The organism is Anaeromassilibacillus sp. Marseille-P3371, from assembly GCF_900169665.1.
Classification (GTDB): domain Bacteria; phylum Bacillota; class Clostridia; order Oscillospirales; family Acutalibacteraceae; genus Anaeromassilibacillus.
Genome location: NZ_LT835157.1, coordinates 2,515,826 through 2,537,708, shown reverse-complemented (window position 1 = coordinate 2,537,708; position 21,883 = coordinate 2,515,826). Strand labels below are relative to the sequence as shown.

The 21,883-nt window shown below is 48.8% G+C and carries 17 protein-coding genes; 14 read left to right on the top strand and 3 right to left on the bottom strand.

Translation table 11 applies throughout. The features are described 5' to 3' along the window. Window positions 1-234: 234 nt before the first annotated feature. The 3 genes from B9Y59_RS10625 to B9Y59_RS10615 all read right to left on the bottom strand — a co-directional run bounded on the left by B9Y59_RS10625 (window position 235) and on the right by B9Y59_RS10615 (window position 4,125). Window positions 235-885 carry a redox-sensing transcriptional repressor Rex gene (locus tag B9Y59_RS10625; RefSeq protein ID WP_085533363.1) on the bottom strand — a complete coding sequence of 217 codons (651 nt, stop codon included), beginning with the start codon at window positions 883-885 and terminating at the stop codon, window positions 235-237. A gap of 67 nt (window positions 886-952) precedes the next feature. Further along, window positions 953-2,164, bottom strand: coding sequence for an NADP-dependent isocitrate dehydrogenase (locus B9Y59_RS10620; protein WP_054324759.1), 1,212 nt, complete (start codon window positions 2,162-2,164; stop codon window positions 953-955). Window positions 2,165-2,190: 26 nt separating this feature from the next. Next, on the bottom strand, window positions 2,191-4,125 hold the full coding sequence (locus B9Y59_RS10615; protein ID WP_085533361.1) for an aconitate hydratase: 1,935 nt from the start codon (window positions 4,123-4,125) through the stop codon (window positions 2,191-2,193). Between the two features lie 333 nt (window positions 4,126-4,458). On the opposite strand from B9Y59_RS10615, the gene B9Y59_RS10610 reads away from it, so the two are divergent. The 14 genes from B9Y59_RS10610 to B9Y59_RS10540 all read left to right on the top strand — a co-directional run bounded on the left by B9Y59_RS10610 (window position 4,459) and on the right by B9Y59_RS10540 (window position 21,785). Then, on the top strand, window positions 4,459-5,274 hold the full coding sequence (locus B9Y59_RS10610) for a ClpP family protease (protein ID WP_305764611.1): 816 nt from the start codon (window positions 4,459-4,461) through the stop codon (window positions 5,272-5,274). 433 nt (window positions 5,275-5,707) lie between these two features. Beyond that, window positions 5,708-8,188 (top strand): FtsK/SpoIIIE family DNA translocase, encoded by a 2,481-nt coding sequence (locus B9Y59_RS10605; protein WP_085534612.1) that lies wholly within the window; start codon window positions 5,708-5,710, stop codon window positions 8,186-8,188. Window positions 8,189-8,258: 70 nt separating this feature from the next. Next, window positions 8,259-10,142, top strand: coding sequence for a YgiQ family radical SAM protein (locus B9Y59_RS10600; protein ID WP_085533359.1), 1,884 nt, complete (start codon window positions 8,259-8,261; stop codon window positions 10,140-10,142). 12 nt (window positions 10,143-10,154) lie between these two features. Beyond that, window positions 10,155-11,072, top strand: a complete 918-nt coding sequence (locus B9Y59_RS10595; protein ID WP_085533357.1) for a ComEC/Rec2 family competence protein — start codon at window positions 10,155-10,157, stop codon at window positions 11,070-11,072. Between the two features lie 50 nt (window positions 11,073-11,122). Further along, window positions 11,123-11,344: a DUF3006 domain-containing protein gene (locus tag B9Y59_RS10590; RefSeq protein WP_085533355.1), complete on the top strand. Its 222-nt coding sequence runs from the start codon at window positions 11,123-11,125 to the stop codon at window positions 11,342-11,344. A gap of 398 nt (window positions 11,345-11,742) precedes the next feature. Continuing rightward, a complete protein-coding gene (locus tag B9Y59_RS10585) occupies window positions 11,743-12,477 on the top strand; it encodes a YveK family protein (RefSeq protein WP_158089006.1) in 735 nt (244 codons plus the stop codon). Continuing rightward, window positions 12,426-13,085: a CpsD/CapB family tyrosine-protein kinase gene (locus B9Y59_RS10580; protein ID WP_085533351.1), complete on the top strand. Its 660-nt coding sequence runs from the start codon at window positions 12,426-12,428 to the stop codon at window positions 13,083-13,085. Before B9Y59_RS10585 ends, B9Y59_RS10580 begins: the two co-directional genes overlap by 52 nt. Window positions 13,086-13,194: 109 nt before the next feature. Then, window positions 13,195-14,658, top strand: a complete 1,464-nt coding sequence (locus tag B9Y59_RS10575) for an NADP-dependent glyceraldehyde-3-phosphate dehydrogenase (protein WP_085533349.1) — start codon at window positions 13,195-13,197, stop codon at window positions 14,656-14,658. 86 nt (window positions 14,659-14,744) lie between these two features. Continuing rightward, entirely contained in the window at window positions 14,745-14,948 is a 204-nt protein-coding gene (locus tag B9Y59_RS10570) for a hypothetical protein (RefSeq protein WP_143255293.1), read from the top strand. A 917-nt stretch (window positions 14,949-15,865) separates the two neighbouring features. After that, window positions 15,866-16,546 carry a response regulator transcription factor gene (locus B9Y59_RS10565; RefSeq protein ID WP_054324768.1) on the top strand — a complete coding sequence of 227 codons (681 nt, stop codon included), beginning with the start codon at window positions 15,866-15,868 and terminating at the stop codon, window positions 16,544-16,546. After that, entirely contained in the window at window positions 16,536-18,059 is a 1,524-nt protein-coding gene (locus B9Y59_RS10560; RefSeq protein ID WP_242967292.1) for a sensor histidine kinase, read from the top strand. The genes B9Y59_RS10565 and B9Y59_RS10560 overlap by 11 nt, the downstream gene beginning before the upstream one ends. A 925-nt stretch (window positions 18,060-18,984) precedes the next feature. Next, complete coding sequence (locus tag B9Y59_RS10550; RefSeq protein ID WP_085533343.1) at window positions 18,985-19,944, top strand: NAD(P)H-dependent glycerol-3-phosphate dehydrogenase; 960 nt, start codon at window positions 18,985-18,987, stop codon at window positions 19,942-19,944. Window positions 19,945-20,062: 118 nt separating this feature from the next. Continuing rightward, window positions 20,063-20,893, top strand: a complete 831-nt coding sequence (locus tag B9Y59_RS10545; protein ID WP_085533341.1) for an Mrp/NBP35 family ATP-binding protein — start codon at window positions 20,063-20,065, stop codon at window positions 20,891-20,893. A 355-nt stretch (window positions 20,894-21,248) separates the two neighbouring features. After that, window positions 21,249-21,785: an HdeD family acid-resistance protein gene (locus B9Y59_RS10540; protein ID WP_054324591.1), complete on the top strand. Its 537-nt coding sequence runs from the start codon at window positions 21,249-21,251 to the stop codon at window positions 21,783-21,785. Window positions 21,786-21,883 lie beyond the last annotated feature (98 nt).

Below are 21,883 nucleotides of genomic sequence, written 5' to 3'. Positions count from 1 at the left end.
AGGAAGAAAAGCGCTTTGACACGTTCCTTTTGAGATGGAAACAGGTCATGGCTTAACAAAAATGAGTCCATAAAAAAGTGTGTCTCAAGGCTACGAATTTTGAATTCATAGGAAAGGAACATCCTTTTTTCTGTCTGGAAATAACATCGAAGTTTCTAAAAAGCGAGGGTATCCCAAAAGTCATAAAATGACTGAAGGATACCCTCGTTCTGCAAGGATCCGTAGGATCTACAGTTATTTTGTTGGATGCGTGGGATCGTTGGTGATGCGGTAACAAAGCGTCATCAAGCTGTCGTTCAGATGGACGTTTTCCACAATCGCATCGGCATATTTCATGCTGATGTCATAGTGACTAAAATTCCAGAAACAGCGGATACCCAACGCATACAGCCGGTCACTCAAGGATTCCACCGCACTTCGGGGAACACAGAGCACTGCCATGGTTGGCTTTTCAAGGTTACAAAAGCGCTCCAATGTACCGATGTTGCGCACGGTGAGCCCATTGATGGTTTGACCGATCTTTGTATCGGAATTGTCAAAAATCCCCACCAGCGTAAATCCCTCTGTTTCGAAGGAAAGATGGGAAGCGATGGCCCGCCCCAGATTACCTGCACCGATTAGTACCGCTTTGTAGGCATGGGATAGACCCAGAATGTTTCCGATTTCTGTACAGAGCTGATCCACCATGTAGCCGTATCCCTGCTGCCCAAACCCACCAAAACAATTGAGATCCTGGCGGATTTGGGAGGCGGTAAGCCCCAGTTTGGCCGAAAGCTCCGTTGAGGAGATGCGTGTAACGCCTTTTTCTCCCAAAAGTTTGAGGAATCGGTAGTACCTGGGAAGCCGCCGGATGACGGACATGGAGATATTTTCCCGTTTTGGCATAATTGATTAGGTCCTTTCTATTCAGAAAAAGAAAGCCAGTTGAGATTCCGCCGTCCGTGCGGAGTGCTTACAGCATTGCCACAAGGCGCTTGTCAATCTCTCTCAGGAAGGTTTCCGTATCCACGGTCGTTTTATTCGGAAGATTGGAAAGGCTGGCGAGATCGCCGGTCATAACGCCCTCTTCAATGGTCTGAATCGAAGCGTGCTCCAACTTGTCCGCAAAGTCCATCAGAGCGGAATTGCCGTCGAGTTCGCCGCGTTTACGCAGCGCGCCTGTCCAGGCAAACAACGTCGCCATGGAGTTTGTGGAGGTTTTTTCTCCCTTTAAGTGCTTATAATAATGACGCTGTACGGTGCCGTGTGCCGCTTCATATTCGTATACGCCGTCCGGGGAAACCAATACACTGGTCATCATAGCCAGGCTCCCGTAGGCGGTGGCGACCATATCGCTCATCACATCGCCATCGTAGTTTTTACACGCCCAGATATAACCGCCTTCAGAGCGGACCACGCGGGCAACGGCATCGTCGATCAAGGTATAGAAATACTCGATCCCTGCTGCATCGAATTTTTCCTTATATTCAGCGTCAAAGATCTCTTGGAAAATATCCTTGAACCGGTGATCGTACTGCTTGGAAATGGTATCCTTGGTTGCAAACCAGAGGTCCTTTTTGGCATCCAAAGCGTAGTTAAAGCACGAGCGCGCAAAGCTGCTGATGCTCTTGTCCAGATTGTGGATTCCCTGGATGATACCGGGGGTCTGGAAATCATGGATGGTAGCGCGCGTTTCCTTTCCCTCGGAATCCGTGACAACAAGCTCGGCCTTGGCGCCGGCTGGCACCTGCATCTCTACATTGCGGTATACGTCGCCGTAAGCATGACGGGCGATGGTGATGGGTTTTGTCCATGTGGGGATGAATGGCGTAATGCCTTTTACCAAAATGGGAGTGCGGAAAACCGTACCGTCCAACATGGCGCGGATGGTTCCATTCGGGGATTTCCACATCTCCTTGAGGTTATACTCTTCGACGCGCGCCGCATTCGGAGTAATGGTAGCGCACTTGACAGCCACGCCGTACTTTTTGGTGGCGTTGGCGCTGTCCACAGTCACCTGGTCGTTGGTTTCATCGCGGTGTTTGAGGCCAAGATCGTAATATTCAGTTTTCAGATCAATATAGGGCGTGAGAAGAATATCCTTTATCATCTTCCAGATGATACGGGTCATCTCGTCGCCATCCATCTCCACAAGCGGGGTGGTCATAGGAATCTTATTGGCCATGGGAAATCCCTCCATTACGTTCAATTTTATTTGGACTGCTCTCTTGTATAGTTCAGTAGGCCGCCAGCCAGGACCATCTCGCGCTGGCGCGCTGAGAGGACGGCCTCTGCTTCGAATTCAATCCCCTTCGTTACATCCTTCACAACGATCTTTGAATCATTGGCGATTGCTGTACGAATTTCCGGCAATTCCAGCTCATCCATCTGATCTACACGATCATAATCGGACTCATTCTTAAAGACCAATGGGAGTATTCCAGCGTTGGCCAGGTTTGCGCAGTGGATACGCGCGAAACTTTTGGCCAGGACTGCCTTTACCCCCAGATACAGCGGCACAAGCGCCGCATGTTCACGGGAAGAGCCTTGTCCGTAGTTAGCGCCGCCGATAACGATGCCCTTGCCATATTCTTTGCAGCGTTCCGGGAACTCTTTATCGCATACAGCGAAGCAGAAATTGCTGAGGTACGGGATGTTGGAACGGTAGGGAAGGATCTTCGCGCCGGCCGGCATGATGTGATCGGTTGTAATATTGTCGCCAACCTTGAGCAGCGCTTTCGCCGCAATGGTTTCCGGCAGCGGGTCCGTGGTGGGAAATTCCTTGATGTTTGGTCCGCGCAGGATTTCGATTTGGTCCATCTCGCTCTCCGGAGCTGGCGCAACAACCATGTTGTCGTTGATAAGGAACTTCTCCGGCAGGGCAATCGGCACTTCATCCCCGAGAGTCTGCGGATTTGTGAACACACCGGTCAGTGCGGAAGCTGCAGCTGTCTCCGGGCTGACCAGATAGATTTGGCCATCCGCAGTACCGGAACGGCCTTCAAAGTTGCGGTTGAAGGTGCGCAGGGAGATCCCTTTGGAATTCGGGGACTGGCCCATACCGATACACGGACCGCAGGCGCATTCCAGAATACGGGCTCCTGCAGCGATTAGATCTGCCAGAGCGCCATTCTGCGCCAACATATTGTAAACCTGCTTGGAACCAGGGGCAATGGCCAGGCTTACATCCGGATGAACCGTCTTGCCTTTCAGGATGGAGGCGACACGCATCAAATCCAGATAGGAGGAGTTGGTGCAGGAACCGATGCAGACCTGGTCGACCTTGATGGCGCCGATCTCATCCACGGATTTTACATTGTCCGGGCTGTGGGGGCAGGCGGCCAATGGGACCAATTCGGACAGGTCAATGGAGATCTCTTCGTCATACACAGCATCCGGATCAGAAGAAAGCTCAATCCAATCCTCCTCGCGGCCCTGCGCCTTCAGGAAGGACCGGGTGATTTCGTCGGATGGGAAGATGGAGGTAGTGGCGCCCAGCTCTGCGCCCATGTTGGTGATGGTAGCACGTTCCGGTACGGACAGACTCTTGACACCCTCGCCGGAATATTCGACAATTTTTCCCACACCGCCCTTGACCGAGAGAATCTGCAAAACCTTCAAGATGACATCCTTCGCAGAAACCCAGGGGGAAAGTTTCCCTGTCAGGTTTACGCGCAACATCTTGGGCATGGTGATGTAATAGGGACCGCCGCCCATGGCGACTGCGACATCCAAGCCGCCTGCACCCATTGCCAACATCCCGATACCGCCGCCGGTTGGCGTATGACTGTCGGAACCGATCAGGGTCTTGCCCGGAATTCCGAAGCGCTCCAGATGCACCTGATGGCAAATACCGTTTCCTGGGCGAGAGAACCAGATGCCGTGCTTTTTGGCGATGCTTTGGATAAAGCGGTGGTCATCGGCGTTTTCAAAGCCGGTTTGCAGGGTATTGTGGTCGATATAAGCAACGCTCCGCTCTGTTTTGACACGCGGAACGCCCATTGCCTCAAATTCGAGATAGGCCATGGTACCGGTCGCATCCTGTGTGAGGGTCTGATCGATTTTCAGGCCGATCTCGCTGCCGACTGTCATCTCGCCGCTCACAATATGGTTTTTAATGATCTTTTGCGCCAAAGTCAGTCCCATATGATTTTCCTCCATTTTTACTTTCGAAAGTTTTCGTGAATGATCCTGTCTAATTTATTATTCCTATTATCGTTCAATTTCCTAAGATTGTCAATATATTCACACAGATGGGGCCTTGTATCGGTTCTATGTTACCGGTTTATGCTCTGTGAAATTTTGACGAGGCAGCAAGTTCTGCAGATCAGGTTTTGGAAATCGGAACAACCCCTGGCTTGAAGGCCGTGTGGAATGATGCTATAATACAATTGAACTTGCCTATACCGCAATTTTCCCGCGTCCTTCGTGTATGAACTGCTGGATGGCCGGAACACTAAGCGGTAGGAGGTGGCAAGTATGGAAAAAACGTATTCGGCCATGCGTGCCGCGCGGTATGCTGTGGCGCAGCCCGCTGGCGTAAGAAACGATAGCGGAGAAAATAAAGACCGCAGTGAAGCGCGAGACGACGAAAAGCAACAGACCGATCAAATTGTGGATACCGGTTCGGTCATCACCGGAGATGGGCGGCATATGATTCATTGCTTGACGGTGATTGGCCAGATCGAGGGACATAATGTCTTGCCGTCGCAAAATAAGACCACAAAATATGAACATGTAATCCCGCAGCTTGTGGCCATCGAGGAAGAACCACGCATTGACGGTTTATTGATTATTCTAAATACCGTAGGCGGGGATGTGGAGGCCGGACTCGCAATTGCGGAACTGGTCGCTGGCATGAAAAAACCGACGGTTTCTTTGGTGTTGGGTGGAGGGCATTCCATCGGAGTGCCGTTAGCTGTAGCAGCAAAGCATTCCTTTATTGCACCGAGCGCAACCATGACAATCCATCCAGTGCGGATGAACGGATTGATGTTGGGGGTTCCACAGACCTTGGAATACTTCCAGAGGATGCAAGAGCGAATTACGCAATTTGTGACCGACAATTCGCATATTACCCCTCAGCGCTTTTATGAGCTGGCTATGAATACCGAGGAGCTGGTCATGGATGTGGGAACGGTCTTGGACGGGCCGGACGCGGTGAAAGAGGGCTTGATTGACTCCTTGGGGAGCCTGTCGGATGCGATCGATTGTTTATACAAGATGATTGACAAGGAGAAAAAGGCAGCAAAAAAGACCTCGAAGTCGACAAAAAAGACCGGCAAAAAGGCTTAGAATGATAGCCTCACCCCGTAGGCGGAAAATAAAGGCTTTTGAAGGCTGTAAGAATATTGAACGCACAGGCGGCTGGAAAACATGACAAGCTACCGCCAGGTAGCTTGAACGAATGTAAAAAACGGTTCCCGCTATCCTAATGCCGTAGAAGGAAAGATTTGGTGACCGTTTGCCGAACAGCCTTACAAAAATTTCCACACGGATTTGTGCATTTTGGCCGTTTGGTTTTTGAGGAACACAGGCGCGGTGTAAACCGCGCTTTACATATTTTACTTGAATAGACGGCGGATAGGCGCCGAAGTAATTGGGGGATAAAGTGGCTGGTAAATACGAAAAAAAGACGAGGACTACAAAAAAGAATACGCCTGCAAAGCGAAACAGCAACTCGCAGGCGCGGCGACAGGCAGAAAAACAGCGTGCCGCTAATCGCCGAATGAGTGAAACAAAAACGACGAAAGCGGAACGGGAAGCGAAACGGGCGGAAGAAGCCAAGCAGCGCAATCAGATTTTAGCGATATTGCTTTTTGCCTTGTCCATTTTTATGGCCTGCTTGGTTTTGATCGAGGGAGACCATGTATGGCTTTGGTTACATAATCTGTTGATGGGCCTCTTTGGAACTTGTGCAATCCTTTGGCCTGTGCTGCTCTTGTATATTTCGATTGTTACAGCGTTTGAGCGGCGCAGTGGGAAGATGCGGGTGAAAATCGGCATCATGGTTGGAATCATCATCTTGGTGTGCGCTGCTTTCTACATATTTGGCGAGAGCGCACAGGAAGGGATGTCCTTTTTCCAGACGCTTGGAGGGCTCTATGGGAAGGGGATTGAACGTTCCGGGGCTGGGCTGGTGAGCGGCCTGTTGGGAATCCCGCTTGTGATGCTTTTAGGAACCGTTGGGGCACGAATTGTGATTATCTTACTATTATTTGTGGCGGTGATGATTCTCACGGGCACAAGCTTGGTGCAACTTTTCCGTACGGTGGCAAAACCTGCAGAGGTGGTTGCCAACAACATTGGGGAAGCGCGTGAGCGCAGACAGATGGAACGCCAGCATGACATGAATATCGACATCGCTCTTGATCCGGATGATCCCAACCACTTGCCAGCCCACCCGGTCAAGTCGGTCAAACCACAGCGGAATGAAAAGCTGGAAAAACTGGAGAAGGTTTTTCATACGCCGGACCCAGTGCTCGAAGGAGAAGACCGCCCGGAAGAGCCTGCCGAGGTATTCCGCAAGCCGATTGGCGTACAGCCGACGGACTCTGTAGTACAGCCAGTGGAGGGAATCCCGGTACCGGAACCACTGACTCCGCTTATGCCGAAATCTATGGAGAAAAAGCAGTTACCAGAGGAGCAAGCGCCCGCCAAGGAGGTTCAACTCACGATGTTGGACGAACCGCCGGAGGACGGTGAGTATCATTTTCCGCCGGTTTCGATGTTGGAGACAACGAAAGCAGCCGACGAAAACGAGATTGCCCATGAGTTGCAGACCAACGGCCGTATGTTGGTGGAAACGTTGAAGAGCTTTGGCGTACAGACGAAAATTCTGGATATCTCCCGTGGCCCGGCGGTGACACGCTATGAGCTACAACCTGCGGCGGGAGTAAAAATCAGCAAGATTACCAATCTTGCGGACGACATTGCTATGAACTTGGCTGCTTCCGGTGTGCGCATTGAAGCGCCCATCCCAGGAAAGGCAGCGGTGGGCATTGAGGTACCGAACAAAAAGGTCAGTGTGGTGCGTATGCGTGAGCTGATCGAATCCAATACCTTTGTCACCAGCAAGAGCCGTTTAACAGTGGTGTTGGGGCGCGATATTGCGGGCGAAATCGCTACGGCCGACCTGGCGAAAATGCCACACCTGCTGATCGCCGGTTCTACGGGGTCCGGCAAGTCCGTGTGCATCAATTCGTTGATTGTCAGTCTTTTGTATAAATCGACACCGGATGAGGTGCGTTTTCTGATGATCGACCCAAAGGTGGTCGAGCTCGGTATTTACAATGGAATTCCACAGTTGTTGGTCCCTGTCGTGACCGATCCGCGTAAGGCCGCAGGCGCATTGAGCTGGGCGGTTACAGAAATGCTCAAACGCTATAAAATCTTTGCCGAAAACAATGTGCGGGATCTGGCGGCGTATAACCGCTTGGCCAGTTCCTGTGGGTATCAGGATGAGCAGGGGCAGCCGATGCAGCATATGCCGCAGATTGTGATTATTATCGATGAGTTGGCAGACCTGATGATGGCCGCACCCAACGAAGTGGAGGACTCCATCTGCCGGTTGGCTCAGATGGCACGTGCCGCAGGTATGCATTTAGTGATCGCCACACAGCGCCCTTCGGTGGATGTTATCACAGGGATCATCAAGGCGAACATTCCCAGCCGAATCGCTTTTGCTGTCTCTTCACAGGTGGACTCCCGCACAATCCTCGATATGGGCGGTGCAGAAAAGCTTTTAGGGCGCGGCGATATGTTGTTTGCCCCGGTGGGCTCTCCGAAGCCCATTCGAATTCAGGGCTGTTTTGTCAGCGATAGCGAAATTGAAAGCATTGTAAACTTTGTTAAGAAATCGCAGGAACCCGGCTACGATGCAGGAATCGCAGAGGAAATTGAGAAGAATGCTGTGGCAGAAAAGGGGAGTGCTGGCAACGATACGGCGGATTCAGACCAGGACCCGATGATGCAGGAAGCAATCAAGTGTGTGGTGGAGGCAGGACAGGCTTCTACGTCTCTCTTGCAGCGCCGCCTGCGTTTGGGATACGCACGCGCGGGCAGATTGATCGACGAGATGGAACAGATGGGGATCGTCGGCCCACACGAGGGAAGTAAACCGCGCCAAGTACTGATCACTTACCAGCAGTGGCTCGAAATGAATATGCGGGTTAGCGACGAACAAAGCAATCCGACGAACGAATCGTAAGAGGAATCCGGGCCGCTTCAAACAATGGGAAGCGGCCCGCCAATGTAAAAGGGAGCAAAAGGGAAGGAATATGGCTTTTTTACCAATTACAAACAAAGAAATGTTGGAACGTGGGTGGGATGCACCGGATTTTGTGTTGGTGACAGGTGACGCCTATGTGGATCACCCGACCTTTGGTACAGCGATCATTTCACGTCTGTTAGAGCACTATGGGTATCGGGTAGCGATTTTATCACAGCCGGATTGGCGAACGGATCGGGATTTTCAACGTTTTGGCAAGCCTAAATTGGCTTTTTTGGTGAATGCGGGAAATATTGATTCCATGGTGGCCCATTATACCGTGGCGCGAAATCGTCGGAAAACAGATGCTTATTCTCCGGGAAACCGGCCAGGGTTACGGCCGGATCGGGCGGTCACGGTTTATTCGCGCAAGTGCAAGGCACTCTATCCGGATGTACCGGTCATTATCGGCGGCCTGGAAGCTTCCCTGCGGCGGTTTGCCCACTATGATTACTGGGAGGACAAGATTCATCCCTCGGTTCTGGTGGATTCCGGTGCGGATCTGATCTCCTACGGGATGGGCGAAAAGCAAGCGCTGGAGATTGCCCAGCGATTGTTGGAGGGAGTCCCGGTTTCCAGCATCACAGACGTTCGCGGTACCTGTTACCTGGTACCGACGCATGAGTACCGTCCGGGACCAGCCGTGGAATGTCCCAGCTATGAACAAGTCTGTGCGGACAAACGCGCTTATGCGCTCTCCTGCCGGAAACAACAGGATGAACAGGATGCGGTGCGTGGAAGGCGGGTTATTCAGCGCCACGGGAATCAAATTCTTGTACAGAATCCACCGATGATGCCTCTTTCCCAGAAAGAGCTCGATGAAATCTATGAACTGCCCTATGAACGAACATACCATCCTTGTTACGAATCTATGGGAGGAGTACCGGCGATTCAAGAGGTGGAATTTTCGATTACACACAACCGCGGATGTTTTGGGGCATGTAATTTTTGTTCCATCGCTTTCCATCAGGGACGCGCCGTTACAACGCGAAGCGAGGCGTCCGTTTTGCGGGAGGCCAAGATTCTGACCCAAAACCCGCATTTTAAGGGGTATATCCACGACATAGGAGGACCGACCGCCAATTTCCGGGGACCGTCCTGTAAGAAGCAGGAAAAGGCTGGCCTTTGCCCGGGAAAAAAGTGTCTTGCTCCAAAGGCGTGCCCTGCATTGCAGGTTGACCATAGGGAATATCTTGAGCTATTGCGCAAGGTGCGTGCCCTGCCGGGCGTCAAAAAGGTATTTATCCGCTCGGGCATTCGATTCGACTATTTAATGGAGGACCCGGACGACACCTTCTTTCGGGAACTGGTACAATACCATGTCAGTGGACAGCTCAAGGTTGCTCCGGAACACTGTACAGCGCGTGTCTTGGATTGTATGGGAAAACCACATATTGAGACCTATCTGGCTTTTCAAAAGCGCTTTTTTAAACTGACCAAGGAGATCGGAAAGGAGCAGTACCTGGTTCCCTATCTGATGTCTTCGCACCCTGGAAGTACCCTCAAGGATGCGGTGGAGCTGGCGCTTTTTATCAAAAGGAATCATCTGCGTCCAGAACAGGTGCAGGATTTTTATCCCACACCGGGGACTATTTCTACATGTATGTTTTATACGGGCCTGGACCCATACACGATGAAAGAGGTCTATGTTCCGCGAAGCAGTAAGGAAAAGGCAATGCAGCGGGCCTTGATGCAATATTTTATCCCCAAAAACAAACCGTTGGTGTTAGAAGCGCTGAAATTGGCGGGGCGCACCGACCTGATTGGACGCGGGGAAAATTGTCTGGTATGGGGCCCTGTTCCGGAAGTTCCCCATGGGAAGAAGCAGGAACCGAAATATGGAAAAAGGCCCCCAAAAAGGAAGTCTGGGTCCCGGCGTGGCGCGCACCGGTAAGGAGGGGGGCTTGTGCAGCAGAAACAGACGCTGTGGCGGCGATATATGCCTGTGCTGTTGTTTGTGCTCATCCTCGTAATCTTTTCCCTTCTTCCCTCCTCGCCCGCCGTATGGCGCGATGTACGCCGTGCCTGCGGTTTGGGAACATTTTCAGATGCGGTGGATCGTGCGCCGTTTGCTTTTCATGTATTGGATGTCGGGAAGGCGGACAGCCTGCTTTTGGAATGTGCAGGCGAGGCCATGCTGGTGGATGGTGGGACCCCAGATCAGGGCGCTGGGGTTGTACAGTATCTGAAACGAAGAGGAATTTGTTCTCTGCGCTACGTGGTAAACACGCACCCGGATGCGGATCACATTGGAGGCCTTCCGGAAGTCCTGAGGGCGTTTCCGGTGAAAACATATCTTTCACCGGAGCAATCTGCAGATACGGAGGAATACCGCCAAACGCAGCAGGCGTTGCAAGAATGTGCTATTCCGGTTCAGCATCCACAGGCGGGAAGTGTCTTTTTTCTTGGAGATGCGGAGATACAAATTGTAGCGCCGCTGTCCATTGCAGAGGATACAAACAATAATTCCTTGGTTCTACGGATTGTGTACGGTGATACAGCCTTTTTGCTAATGGGCGACGCCGAGCTGGAAGAGGAGGCGTCCATCTTGGCGAGTGGTGTACAATTACAGGCGAATGTGCTCAAAGTGGGGCATCATGGAAGCGATACTTCTACGGGAAAGGCTTTGTTAGATGCCGTTCAGCCCGAATATGCAGCGATTTCGACTGCTTGGGATACCAGCCGCCTTCCGCGGGAGTCGGTGCTTCGCCGCTTACAAAGTATCGGTGCATCCTCCTTCCGTACAGACGTATGTGGGACACTGTTGTTTTTGAGTGATGGAAAAGCGGTTTGGGCTATGACGGAGAAAGAGTCTTGCGCTTGAACGGGCTTTCGTGTATGATGAGAAGAATAGAAACAAGGGAGGAATCCATTATGCGCATTTTGGTGATCGACCGTTTTGAAGGCGCCTATGCAATCTGTGAAGACAAAGATCAAAAGTTTTTTGCAATTGAGACCGGGGAGCTTCCAGACGGGGCGGTGGAAGGTTCCGTTTTGGAGATCGACGAAGAGGGTACAATCCACATCAATGAAGAGAAGACGGCAGCGCGCCGGTCAAAGATTAAAAAGCTACAGGACAAGCTTTGGAAAGAATAAAATAGCCTAAAATATGCCCACGGATAAAAAGTCAATGTATTTTTCAAAAGAAGTATATGAAAAGGGGATACTCTATATCCGGCCGAATAGACCGTGATAGGGAGTGTCCCCTTTATTTATGCTTTTGCGAATAGAATGTAATCAGAAACTTTTGCGGATCGGTAGCCAGAAAGTGGCTGAACCGCTGCTTTGATCGAGAAAAACTGTTATTCATATCATCGGTGGATGCATGAAATGGTCCTATTTTTAGCGCAGACGATGCAATTGCCACTTTAAAATATTGTGCAAGTTAGATATGTGAATAAAGTTGACTTTGGAGAATATTCCCAATTTAGGATTGTTTTACAGAGCGGGCTGTGCTATGATTTTTGTATCACTTTGAGAAAGAAGGCGGATTTGTGCACAAACGGACGGATTTCCCTTCGCTATTGTGGTTGCTCATTCGGAGCAGTCCGATTTGGCTTCTGTGTATGTTCCTTTGTGCTTGTGCGGCATATGGGTTTTCGGCTTATGTACTGACGCCTTCCTATACGTCATCTGCTACCTTGTATATATACAATTCACAGGATACAGCCCGCGAATTGAATGCTGGCAATGTGGATACTTCCCGAAAACTGGTGGATACCTGTGCGGTGATTCTGCAAAGCGACCGGACCTTGGAACAGGTTTTGCGCCGGACAGGAGGCAAACAATCGTTGGAAGAGTTGCGTGGAATGCTCACTTTGGATTCAGTGGACCATACGGAAATTTTACGGATTTCGGTTACCTCTAAAGATCCGCAGCAGGCTGCTCTCCTGTGTAATACACTCGTGGCTTGTGCACCGTCGGAAATTCTGCGGGTACTCCAAGCGGGCAATGTCAAGGTGGTCGATTCCGCGTCTGTGCCGGAGAAACCCACTTCCCCGGACCTTGCAGTCAACACCATATTAGGAGGCCTGCTGGGACTGGGGTGCTCTATTACGGCCATTCTGGTATGGAAGGCATTGGATGGACATATCCGAACCGCAAAGGATTTGGAAGAGTACGGAGCACCTGTGCTTGCAGAAATCCCCCTTCCGGCTTGCTTGGGGGAGGTGACCATATGGTGCGGGGGAGAAAACCAAAGCACTTTGAACAAGCGCCGCATTTGCTGACACAGTTCAGCCCGATCGAGCAATGGGAAGCCTATCGGACGCTATATGCGCGTCTGCTCGTTTCGCGCGGTTTGGAGGAACGCCGCTCGGTTGTGGTTTCCGGAGTGCCGTCTGCGTTTTTGCATGCGGTGGTCTGTACGAATTTGGCGATTGTGGCTTCCCGATCTGTACCGGTTCTCCTGGTGGATGCATGTCTGAAAAATCCACAGCTGCACTCCCTTTTACAGATCTCAAATGGTTGCGGTCTGTCGGAGGTCCTTCGGGGACAGAGAAAATGGGAGGATTGTGTCCAAAGAGAAGTCCTTCCCGGACTAAATATCCTGTCTGCCGGATCGTGGTCCAAAGATGCGGCAGCTTTCCTTCACACGGAACAGATGGAGGGATTGCTGCAAGAGGCGTGCCAATCCCATGCCCTTGTCCTGGTAGATACCCCGCCGGTTTGTGATTCACCGGACGCCCTTCTAGTAGGACGGTATACGTCGGGAGTGTTGCTGGTTGTATGGAAAAATGTTGCAAAATGTGCAGATATTCAGCAAACTGTTTCAAGATTGAACGATGCATGCATCCCCATTTTAGGGAGCGTATTGGTATCCAAAACCAGGCGATAAAGGGCAGTTTTACTTTACAGATCGTTTGATAGGTGCCTTCTTTTACAGGGTGTATTTTCCTTTCGGAAAGAGAATACTATATCATAGAACAAAAAGGAGGAACTTGCCGATGTTTCAAAATACGGTTCACGGGGAATGCATATATGGAAATCTGCTCAATGGCGAATGGGTGGAGTCCGACTCCGGAAAGCAGCTTGAAATTCATTCCCCAGTAGACGGAAGCTTGATTGGGAAAATTCAGGCGATGACAAAGCAAGAGGTCGATGAGGCCATAAGAGATACCAAGATGCATGTGCGTACTTGGGCGGAAACACCCATCTATGAGCGTGCAGAGGTATTTTATCGCGCAGCAGATCTGTTGGAAGAGCGTGCGCAGGAAATTGCCGAGATTTTGACGATGGAAGTTGCAAAGGAAAAGAAATCGGCGCTTTCTGAAGTAACGCGTTCGGCAGACCTACTCCGTTACACGGCCGACATGGGAAAGAGCATGGAAGGGCAGGCGATCAGCGGCGAGAACTTCCCCGGCGGGTCCCGCCAAAAGCTCTCATTTGTTCGCCGGGTTCCCCTCGGGACCGTTTTGGCAATATCCCCGTTTAATTATCCGGTGAATCTCTCCGTCTCCAAAATTGCTCCGGCGCTGATTGGCGGCAACACCGTTGTCTTAAAGCCGCCTACACAGGGGGCGATCAGTGCATTACATCTGGCAGAGGTCTTTCAGAGCGCGGGTTTACCCGGCGGTGTACTCAATACCGTAACTGGGCGCGGCAGTGAGATCGGGGATTACATCGTTACGCACGAAGGCATTGATTTTATCAATTTTACCGGAAGTACAGAAATTGGAAGGCACATTTCAAGCTTAGCACGCATGACCCCGCTTCTGCTGGAGCTCGGTGGCAAGGATGCGGCGATTGTGCTGGAGGATGCGGATCTGGATTTCACAGCCAATACGATTGCCGACGGTGCATATGCCTATTCCGGCCAGAGGTGCACAGCAGTTAAGCGCGTGTTTGCAACCGATGCTGTGGCCGACCGGTTGGTGGAGAAGCTCAAAATACGTGTGGATAAGATGCAGGTGGGCGATCCCCGCAACGGCGCCATGATTACTCCTTTGATTGATGAGAAGGCGGCTGCGTCCGCTATGGAGCTGATTGCAGAGGCTTTGGAGAAAGGCGCGATCTTGGTAACTGGCAACCGTCGGGAAAAGAATCTGGTATATCCAACTCTGCTGGATCATGTAACGGAAGATATGGAGGTTGCTTGGAAAGAGCCCTTTGCACCGATTCTGCCGATTATCCGGGTCAAAGATGTAGACCAGGCAATCGAGTTGGCGAATCGTTCGGAATATGGTTTACAATCCTCTGTTTTTACCAATGACATCAACCGAGCGTTTTCTATTGCAGAGCGGCTTGAGGTCGGCACTGTGCAGATCAATAACAAGACGGAGCGCGGTCCGGATCACTTCCCGTTCCTAGGGGTAAAAGCCAGCGGTATGGGTACACAAGGCGTACGGTATTCCATTGAGGCGATGACCCGTCCCAAGGCAATCACCGTCAATCTCCGCGAGGACTTTTAATAAATATCAATACAGGAAAGTATCGAATAATAGCGTATCGAAATCTCTTATACCAGTAGTGTCTTCCATAGAACTAGGAAATAGAGATGATGGATATGCGGGATGAAGATTTTGGCTCTGTTCGGATGAAACTGGAAGAAGTGATTCAGTGGAGCGGCTTGAGTAAAAATAAAGTTGCCCAATTTTCTCAAACGCAAAGAGGGCAGTTAAATCATTGCTGTAAAATGTTTAACGTATTGATTTGGCCATTTTACCCTGTTTTTGTTATGCACGGGGGTGCTAGGGAGTGAATCTTCTGGATCTGTTTCGCCGGTAAGGAAAGAATAATATGGCAAGCCTGTTGTGGAATGATGAAAAGCCTTCACGACAGGCTTGTTTTTGTATTTAGAGGGACAATTGTTTTGAAAGAAGGGAATGGACACTTTATAAAGAATGTTCTTTCGAGGTACTTTCAGAAGCCCACTCCGGTAGAAACGATTAAAAAGGGGATAGACTTTCTGTCGCATATTTGCTGTCAGACAGGACGCCGTCCCCAAAATGTCCAGCGGCGAAGTAGGGGGGCTCGCCATATACCCTAGTAATTTTGCCGACGTACAGTAAATAACACAAAAAAATAGATGAAGTTTGATTTAGCGCATGGAATATTTCTGCGATGCTCATGTCTGCATATCTGCTACGTTGTAACATCCGTGTGTTTGAAACCCCCGAAGCAGAAATAACTGTAAGTATATTAGCAAGAGGGACAACCTGCCTTTTGCGATGACTGTCCCTATTAAAAATATTCATTAGTCAATTAGTGAGAGGAATCATCCGTCATTTTACAGCTGCCGTTTGATCACAGTTATCCCTATTACCAATATCCGTTTGTTTATTTGTAATGGGGATATATCAAATGACAGTCCCCACCAAATTGCAGGGTATCCCTGTCACTACTATGATTTTGTCGAATATGTACTTAGCTGTCGTTAATGCTTTATAGCGCTTATCGTTCGATTATATTCGTCCTTTTCTACAGGCAAAGAATACATTCGTACTTGACGTTTACTAGCAGATCTTTTTACAACATAGTACATCGGGAAGAATTGTAAAACCGATTCTTGCCCTTTCCCGGGGATTGTAGTACCATGAGGAGGAAGAAAATCCGAAAAGCATCACAGAACCGTCACAGATCTGTGCGAAAATACAGATATTACAAGGAGGAGTGTTCATGTATCGTATTTTAGTGGTGGACGACGAGGAGAAGATCCGCGCGCTGATCCGTAAATATGCGGAATTTGAAGGCCATACCGTTCGTGAGGCGGCGGATGGGATGGAAGCTGTCCACATTTGTCGCGAGCATCCGGACGATTTTGATATGATTATTATGGATGTGATGATGCCGGAACTGGATGGCTTTTCCGCTGTACGCGAAATTCGAAAGTACAGTGCAACACCCGTGTTGATGCTGTCTGCACGCGGTGAAGAATACGACAAGATTCACGGCTTCGAATTGGGCATCGACGATTATGTGGTCAAGCCTTTTTCTCCAAAAGAACTGATGATGCGTATCAATGCTATTATGAAACGTGCAAAGCCCACTGTAGACCAACCAAAGAAGGACCAGGTGAGTTTCGAGGGACTAAATATCGACTTTACAGGCCGCATTGTCACGATTGACGGGGAAAAGGTGGATCTGTCTCCCAAAGAATATGACTTGCTTTTTTATTTTGCAAAAAATCGCAACATTGCGTTGACCAGAGAAAATTTAATTACAAATGTCTGGGGCTATGATTTTTATGGAGACGACCGCACCTTGGATACACACATTAAGCTTCTACGCAAGAGCCTTAAGCAATACAGTAAATTTATTGTCACATTGAGAGGAGTGGGCTATCGGTTTGAGGCTTGAAGCATTTTTCAAACAGCTGAAAGACCGCGTCCGGGGGCTTGTTCCCCACCGTGTTGGGATAAAATGGGGACTGTTTTCCGGTTTTGCGGCTTTTGCCGCCATCATTTTGGTGATGTTGTGGGTTTTTCAGATTATGTTCCTCGGTAGTTTTTATAAGTTTATCAAGGTGAGCGACATCAAAAATTCTGCACAAACCATCGAACGCAATATCAATTCCGATGATCTGAGTACGCTTTTACAGGATATCTCACAAAACAATCAAATTTGTATCATTGTTTCAGATGAGTACGGGGATCTGTTCTATTCGGAGGATGCGGTGCCAAATTGTGTTATTCATCGGTTAAGCGGACTTCAGCGAGCATTCATTTATGAAATTACCCGCCGCAATGGAGGGGTTTATTTTGAACAATTTCCACAGGACAATATGCGTACGGTACCAAATTGGCAACGGCAACAGGTTACCGATGATGCTGATGCGCCGGAAAGTATGATCTATACATTTATTACAGAGAGGGAAAATGGCAAGAAGCTATTGGTTTTGCTGAATTCAACGATTTCTCCGGTCGGCTCTACGGTACAGACACTACGCATACAGCTTACGTGGATCACGGTAATTATGCTGGTTTTAGCGTTCTTCTTGGCGCTATTCCTGTCCCGGCGAATTTCTGGTCCCATCATCAAAATTAATTCTTCTGCAAAAGTATTGGCCCAGGGAAATTATGATGTGCGTTTTGAAGAGGATGGCTATCGGGAGATTGCAGAATTGGGTGCGACGCTCAACTATGCAGCAAAAGAACTCTCTAAGGTGGAAACACTCCGGCGCGACTTGATCGCTAATGTTTCTCACGATCTTCGTACACCGCTTACAATGATTACCGGGTATAGCGAAGTTATGCGGGACCTTCCCGGGGAAAACACGCCGGAAAATGTTCAGGTTATCATTGATGAGGCTAATCGATTGACAACGCTGGTGAACGATATGCTCGACTTGAGTAAAATGCAGTCCGGTGCACAGAAGTTATCGCCCAGCTTTTTCGATCTAACGGAGAGCGTACGCGATATTTTGGGACGATACAATAAGTTGACAGACTATGATATCCGATTTACAGCGGATCGTGATGTGACTGTCTATGCAGATGAATTGAAAATCTCTCAGGTAGTTTATAATCTGGTAAATAATGCGATTACTTATACAGGTGAGGACAAAGTGGTGCGCTTGAAGCAGTCAGAACACGATGGAAAAGTGCGCATTGAGGTACGAGATACTGGAGAGGGGATTGACCAGGACAAGCTCAAGGACATTTGGGAACGTTATTACAAGGTGGATAAGGCACATAAGCGCGCACAAGTGGGGACCGGATTGGGACTTTCGATTGTCAAAACCATATTGGACATGCATGGTGGAGCGTATGGTGTGCAGAGTGAACAGGGGGTTGGAAGTACGTTTTGGTTTGAACTGGACATTCAGGACGAGCAAAACAATTCTGTATCGACTACCTCGCCGTTTATGTGAGACGGTTTGTCCTATTTTTGTGGGGGATGTGTTATAATAACCTCACGCCGTAAGCGGAAATCAAAGATTTCCGACGGCTGAGAGAGCATTGAAACATCCAGATAAGAGGCTGTGGAAACCATGTGGGGAATATTTTTCAATTCGTTATTTTGGATGTTATAGATAACCTCACGCCGTAAGCGGAAATCAAAGATTTCCGACGACTGAGAGAGCATTGAAACATCCAGATAAGGGGCTATGGAAGCCTTGCAGGGGATTTTTTTAATTTGTCATTTTGGATGTTATAGATAACCTCACGCCGTAAGCGGAAATCAAAGATTTCCGACGGCTGAGAGAGCATTGAAACATCCAGATAAGAGGCTGTGGAAGCCTTGCGTGGAATTTTTTCAATTCATTCGTTTGGATGTTATAGATAACCTTACGCCGTAAGCGGAAATCAGAGATTTCCGACGGCTGAGAGAGCATTGAAACATCCAGATAAGAGGCCGTGGAAGCCTTGCGTGGAATTTTTTCAATTCATTCGTTTGGATGTTATAGATAACCTCACGCCGTAAGCGGAAATCAGAGATTTCCAACGGCTGAGAGAGCATTGAAACATCCAGATAAGAGGCTGTGGAAGCCTGCGGGGATTTTTTCAATTCGCTATTTCCGACGTTATTGAAATTTTACGTTGTAAGTAAAGACGGGGTTTGGTAAAGTATACTGCAAGGAAGTAAAGTTGGAAGCGAAAAGGTTATCGTAAAAGTAGAATCAACTGCTTTTTGCTAGTGAGTAGGTGTTTGTTTAATACTTATTGTATAATGATAAATATATAATACAAATATTATATAATCGAACCTTCACAATTTGCGTTGTTATCGTGGACGTTTGATTTACTTTTGGAGAGGAGGAGGGTACAAGTCGTTTTGGCGCTTGTATCGCAGGTATGAACATATCGATAATTGGTTGCGGTCGATGGGGAAGTTTTTTGGCATGGTATGCGGACCGCTTGCAGCATCAGGTGATTCTTTATGGACGGGATGAGTCCAAACGGATGAAGAGTCTGTATGAGACCCGCACCAACGGTCTCGTACAATTAGGGGATACCATCAAGTTGACCAGCGACCTTGGAGATGCGATTCAGCATGCAAAGATCCTAGTGATTTCGATTGGAGCCCAGAGTTTGCGGACCTTAATGCAACAAATGTCTATATTTGATCTCAACGATAAGGCGATTGTGCTTTGTATGAAAGGAATTGAAGCAACTACGGGGAAACGCTTGACACAAGTCGTGAATGAATACGTGCCCAAGACGGCGACGGTTTCCGTCTGGGTGGGACCGGGACATGTACAGGACTTTACGGCAGGCATTCCCAATTGCATGGTGATTGATAGCCGTAGCCAAGAGGCAAAAGAAATGTTGATAAAGGCTTTTTCAAGCGATCTGATTCGATTTTATTATGGTAGTGATCTGATCGGCAATGAAGTGGGAGCAGCGGCGAAGAATGTGATCGGTATCGCGGCGGGGATGTTGGATGGAAAAAATAAGACCGCGTTGAAAGGAGCTCTGATGGCCCGTGGTACACGGGAGGTGGCGCGTCTGATTAAAGCGATGGGGGGAAATGAGATCACCGCCTATGGATTGAGCCATTTGGGGGATTATCAGGCAACTGTCTTTTCGGAGTACAGCCATAATCGGCGTTTTGGCGAGGCGTTCGTTCGTGGAGAACCATACGGGGAGTTGGCAGAAGGTGTGGCAACAACGACGGCTTTGTTGCGGTTGTGTGATCTATATGGCGTGGAGATGCCTATCTGCCGGGCTGTAAATGCGGTTGTCAACTGTGGCGAAGACCCGGATCAAGTGTTATTGGACCTCTTTATGCGCAGCTTAAAGAAAGAATTTTAGCTGAGCTCCTTGGTTTCGTTGACAAATTTGGTATATATTATTACAATAAAAGAGCGCCCGTATCAAAACGGGCGGATTTTTCCGTTGCGCGGCAGCGGATAGACAAAGGAGAATCTGTATGAGTGAAAATTGTACGCACGATTGCAGCAGTTGTGGGGAAAATTGCCCCTCCAGAGAGGCAAATCCTGCGGATTTTTTGGAAAAACCGAATGCGATGAGCCATATTAAAAAGGTTATCGGTGTCGTCAGCGGAAAAGGCGGTGTGGGCAAAAGTATGGTTACGTCCATGCTCGCCGTGTTATTGAACCGTCGGGGAGCGCATACTGCGGTGCTGGATGCAGATATTACCGGTCCTTCCATTCCAAAAGCATTTGGGATTCATCAGAAGGCCATGGGCAGCGAATTTGGCATTCTGCCAGCACGTACTAAGACGGGGATTGATATTATGTCGGTCAACCTCTTGCTGGACGACGAAACAGCACCAGTGGTATGGCGTGGGCCCATCATTGCCAATACAGTAAAACAATTCTGGACGGATGTGATCTGGGAAGATGTCGATTATATGTTTGTGGATATGCCTCCGGGGACTGGCGATGTTCCACTGACTGTTTTCCAAAGCATTCCGTTGGATGGAATTGTAATCGTCACCTCTCCGCAGGAACTGGTTTCTATGATCGTTGCGAAGGCAGTTAATATGGCCAAGATGATGAATGTACCGATCATTGGTGTGGTAGAGAATATGAGTTATGTCAAGTGCCCGGACTGCGGCCGAGAGATCAAGGTGTTTGGAGAAAGCCATGTAGAGCAAACGGCACAGCAGTTCAATTTAAAAGTTTTGGGCAGGGTGCCGATCGATCCGGAAATTGCTAAGAATTATGACGCGGGTTTGGCGGAACTGGTCAATACCGATTGCCTGAACACCGCAGCGGATGCGGTGGAACAACTCTGAATTTTTGAAACCACTTTAAATCATTAGGCTGTCAAAAAATGGGCATCCTGTTGCGTGGATAATGTAATTTGCGCAACAGGATGTATTTTTTATTTAAAATAATACTAAAAGTAAATTGCAACTTGTTAAAATAAGGAAATTATTGTTTCTTTTTCGGTTCACAAGGGGTATAATAAACTATATTTTTGAAAATGAGACAGCTATAGAAAATACGTAGCAGAAGATCTTTTAAAGGCCCATTCGAGGCCAGCGTTCCGGATATGGGAAAGAGATAAAATTGTTTGCAGGAGATAGGATTTTCAGTTTTCATTTCAGCAAAATGAAATTTCGCGACGTAAAGAGGGGGATCTATAGAATGAAACCAGGTGTTTCTAAAACTTTATGGCTTATTTCCGGTATTTTATTGATTTTTGCCGGAGTACTGGCGATTGTAGCGCCGTCGTCTATTTTATTGTCGTTAACCATTGTTTTTGGTTTGGCGATGTTCATTTCTGGCGCGCTCAGTATTGTGATTTATATTTTTTGTTTCCGCAACCTGTATGGTGCAGGGTGGCTTTTAGCGGAGGGAATCCTTACGATACTTTTGGGCTTGTTTGTCTTGTGCGATCAGGTGGTTACGATTAATGTAATTCCCTATATCTTTGGCCTTTGGACGGTGTTTTCCGGAGTCACACGAACAGTGGATTCCCTGGAAATCAAACGATTTGGCGTAAAGGGCTGGTATTGGATGACGCTGGTCGGTGTGGCTTCTATTCTTTTGGGGTTCATCTCGTTTATCCGTCCAGTAATTGCGATTCAAATCATTGGGATTACCATGGGTTTGGTATTTCTGGTGCAGGGTGCTGCAGCTCTGTTTATGTGGTGGTTTGAGAGTCACCTCAAAATGGAATAAGATGCAACCTATTTAAGGTTAAATTGGAAAGCCTTCGCTTTAAAGCGGAGGCTTTTTGTATTCCGTATTTTTGATAGAAATGGGTCCATCTGGAAAAC

Excerpts from the sequence above, each read along its gene's own strand:
- B9Y59_RS10625 (WP_085533363.1), bottom strand. The coding sequence starts at position 885 with ATGCCAAAACGGGAAAATATCTCCATGTCCGTCATCCGGCGGCTTCCC.
- B9Y59_RS10620 (WP_054324759.1), bottom strand. The coding sequence starts at position 2,164 with ATGGCCAATAAGATTCCTATGACCACCCCGCTTGTGGAGATGGATGGC.
- B9Y59_RS10615 (WP_085533361.1), bottom strand. The coding sequence starts at position 4,125 with ATGGGACTGACTTTGGCGCAAAAGATCATTAAAAACCATATTGTGAGC.
- B9Y59_RS10610 (WP_305764611.1), top strand. The coding sequence starts at position 4,459 with ATGGAAAAAACGTATTCGGCCATGCGTGCCGCGCGGTATGCTGTGGCG.
- B9Y59_RS10605 (WP_085534612.1), top strand. The coding sequence starts at position 5,708 with ATGAGTGAAACAAAAACGACGAAAGCGGAACGGGAAGCGAAACGGGCG.
- B9Y59_RS10600 (WP_085533359.1), top strand. The coding sequence starts at position 8,259 with ATGGCTTTTTTACCAATTACAAACAAAGAAATGTTGGAACGTGGGTGG.
- B9Y59_RS10590 (WP_085533355.1), top strand. The coding sequence starts at position 11,123 with ATGCGCATTTTGGTGATCGACCGTTTTGAAGGCGCCTATGCAATCTGT.
- B9Y59_RS10580 (WP_085533351.1), top strand. The coding sequence starts at position 12,426 with ATGGTGCGGGGGAGAAAACCAAAGCACTTTGAACAAGCGCCGCATTTG.
- B9Y59_RS10575 (WP_085533349.1), top strand. The coding sequence starts at position 13,195 with ATGTTTCAAAATACGGTTCACGGGGAATGCATATATGGAAATCTGCTC.
- B9Y59_RS10570 (WP_143255293.1), top strand. The coding sequence starts at position 14,745 with ATGATGGATATGCGGGATGAAGATTTTGGCTCTGTTCGGATGAAACTG.
- B9Y59_RS10565 (WP_054324768.1), top strand. The coding sequence starts at position 15,866 with ATGTATCGTATTTTAGTGGTGGACGACGAGGAGAAGATCCGCGCGCTG.
- B9Y59_RS10550 (WP_085533343.1), top strand. The coding sequence starts at position 18,985 with ATGAACATATCGATAATTGGTTGCGGTCGATGGGGAAGTTTTTTGGCA.
- B9Y59_RS10545 (WP_085533341.1), top strand. The coding sequence starts at position 20,063 with ATGAGTGAAAATTGTACGCACGATTGCAGCAGTTGTGGGGAAAATTGC.
- B9Y59_RS10540 (WP_054324591.1), top strand. The coding sequence starts at position 21,249 with ATGAAACCAGGTGTTTCTAAAACTTTATGGCTTATTTCCGGTATTTTA.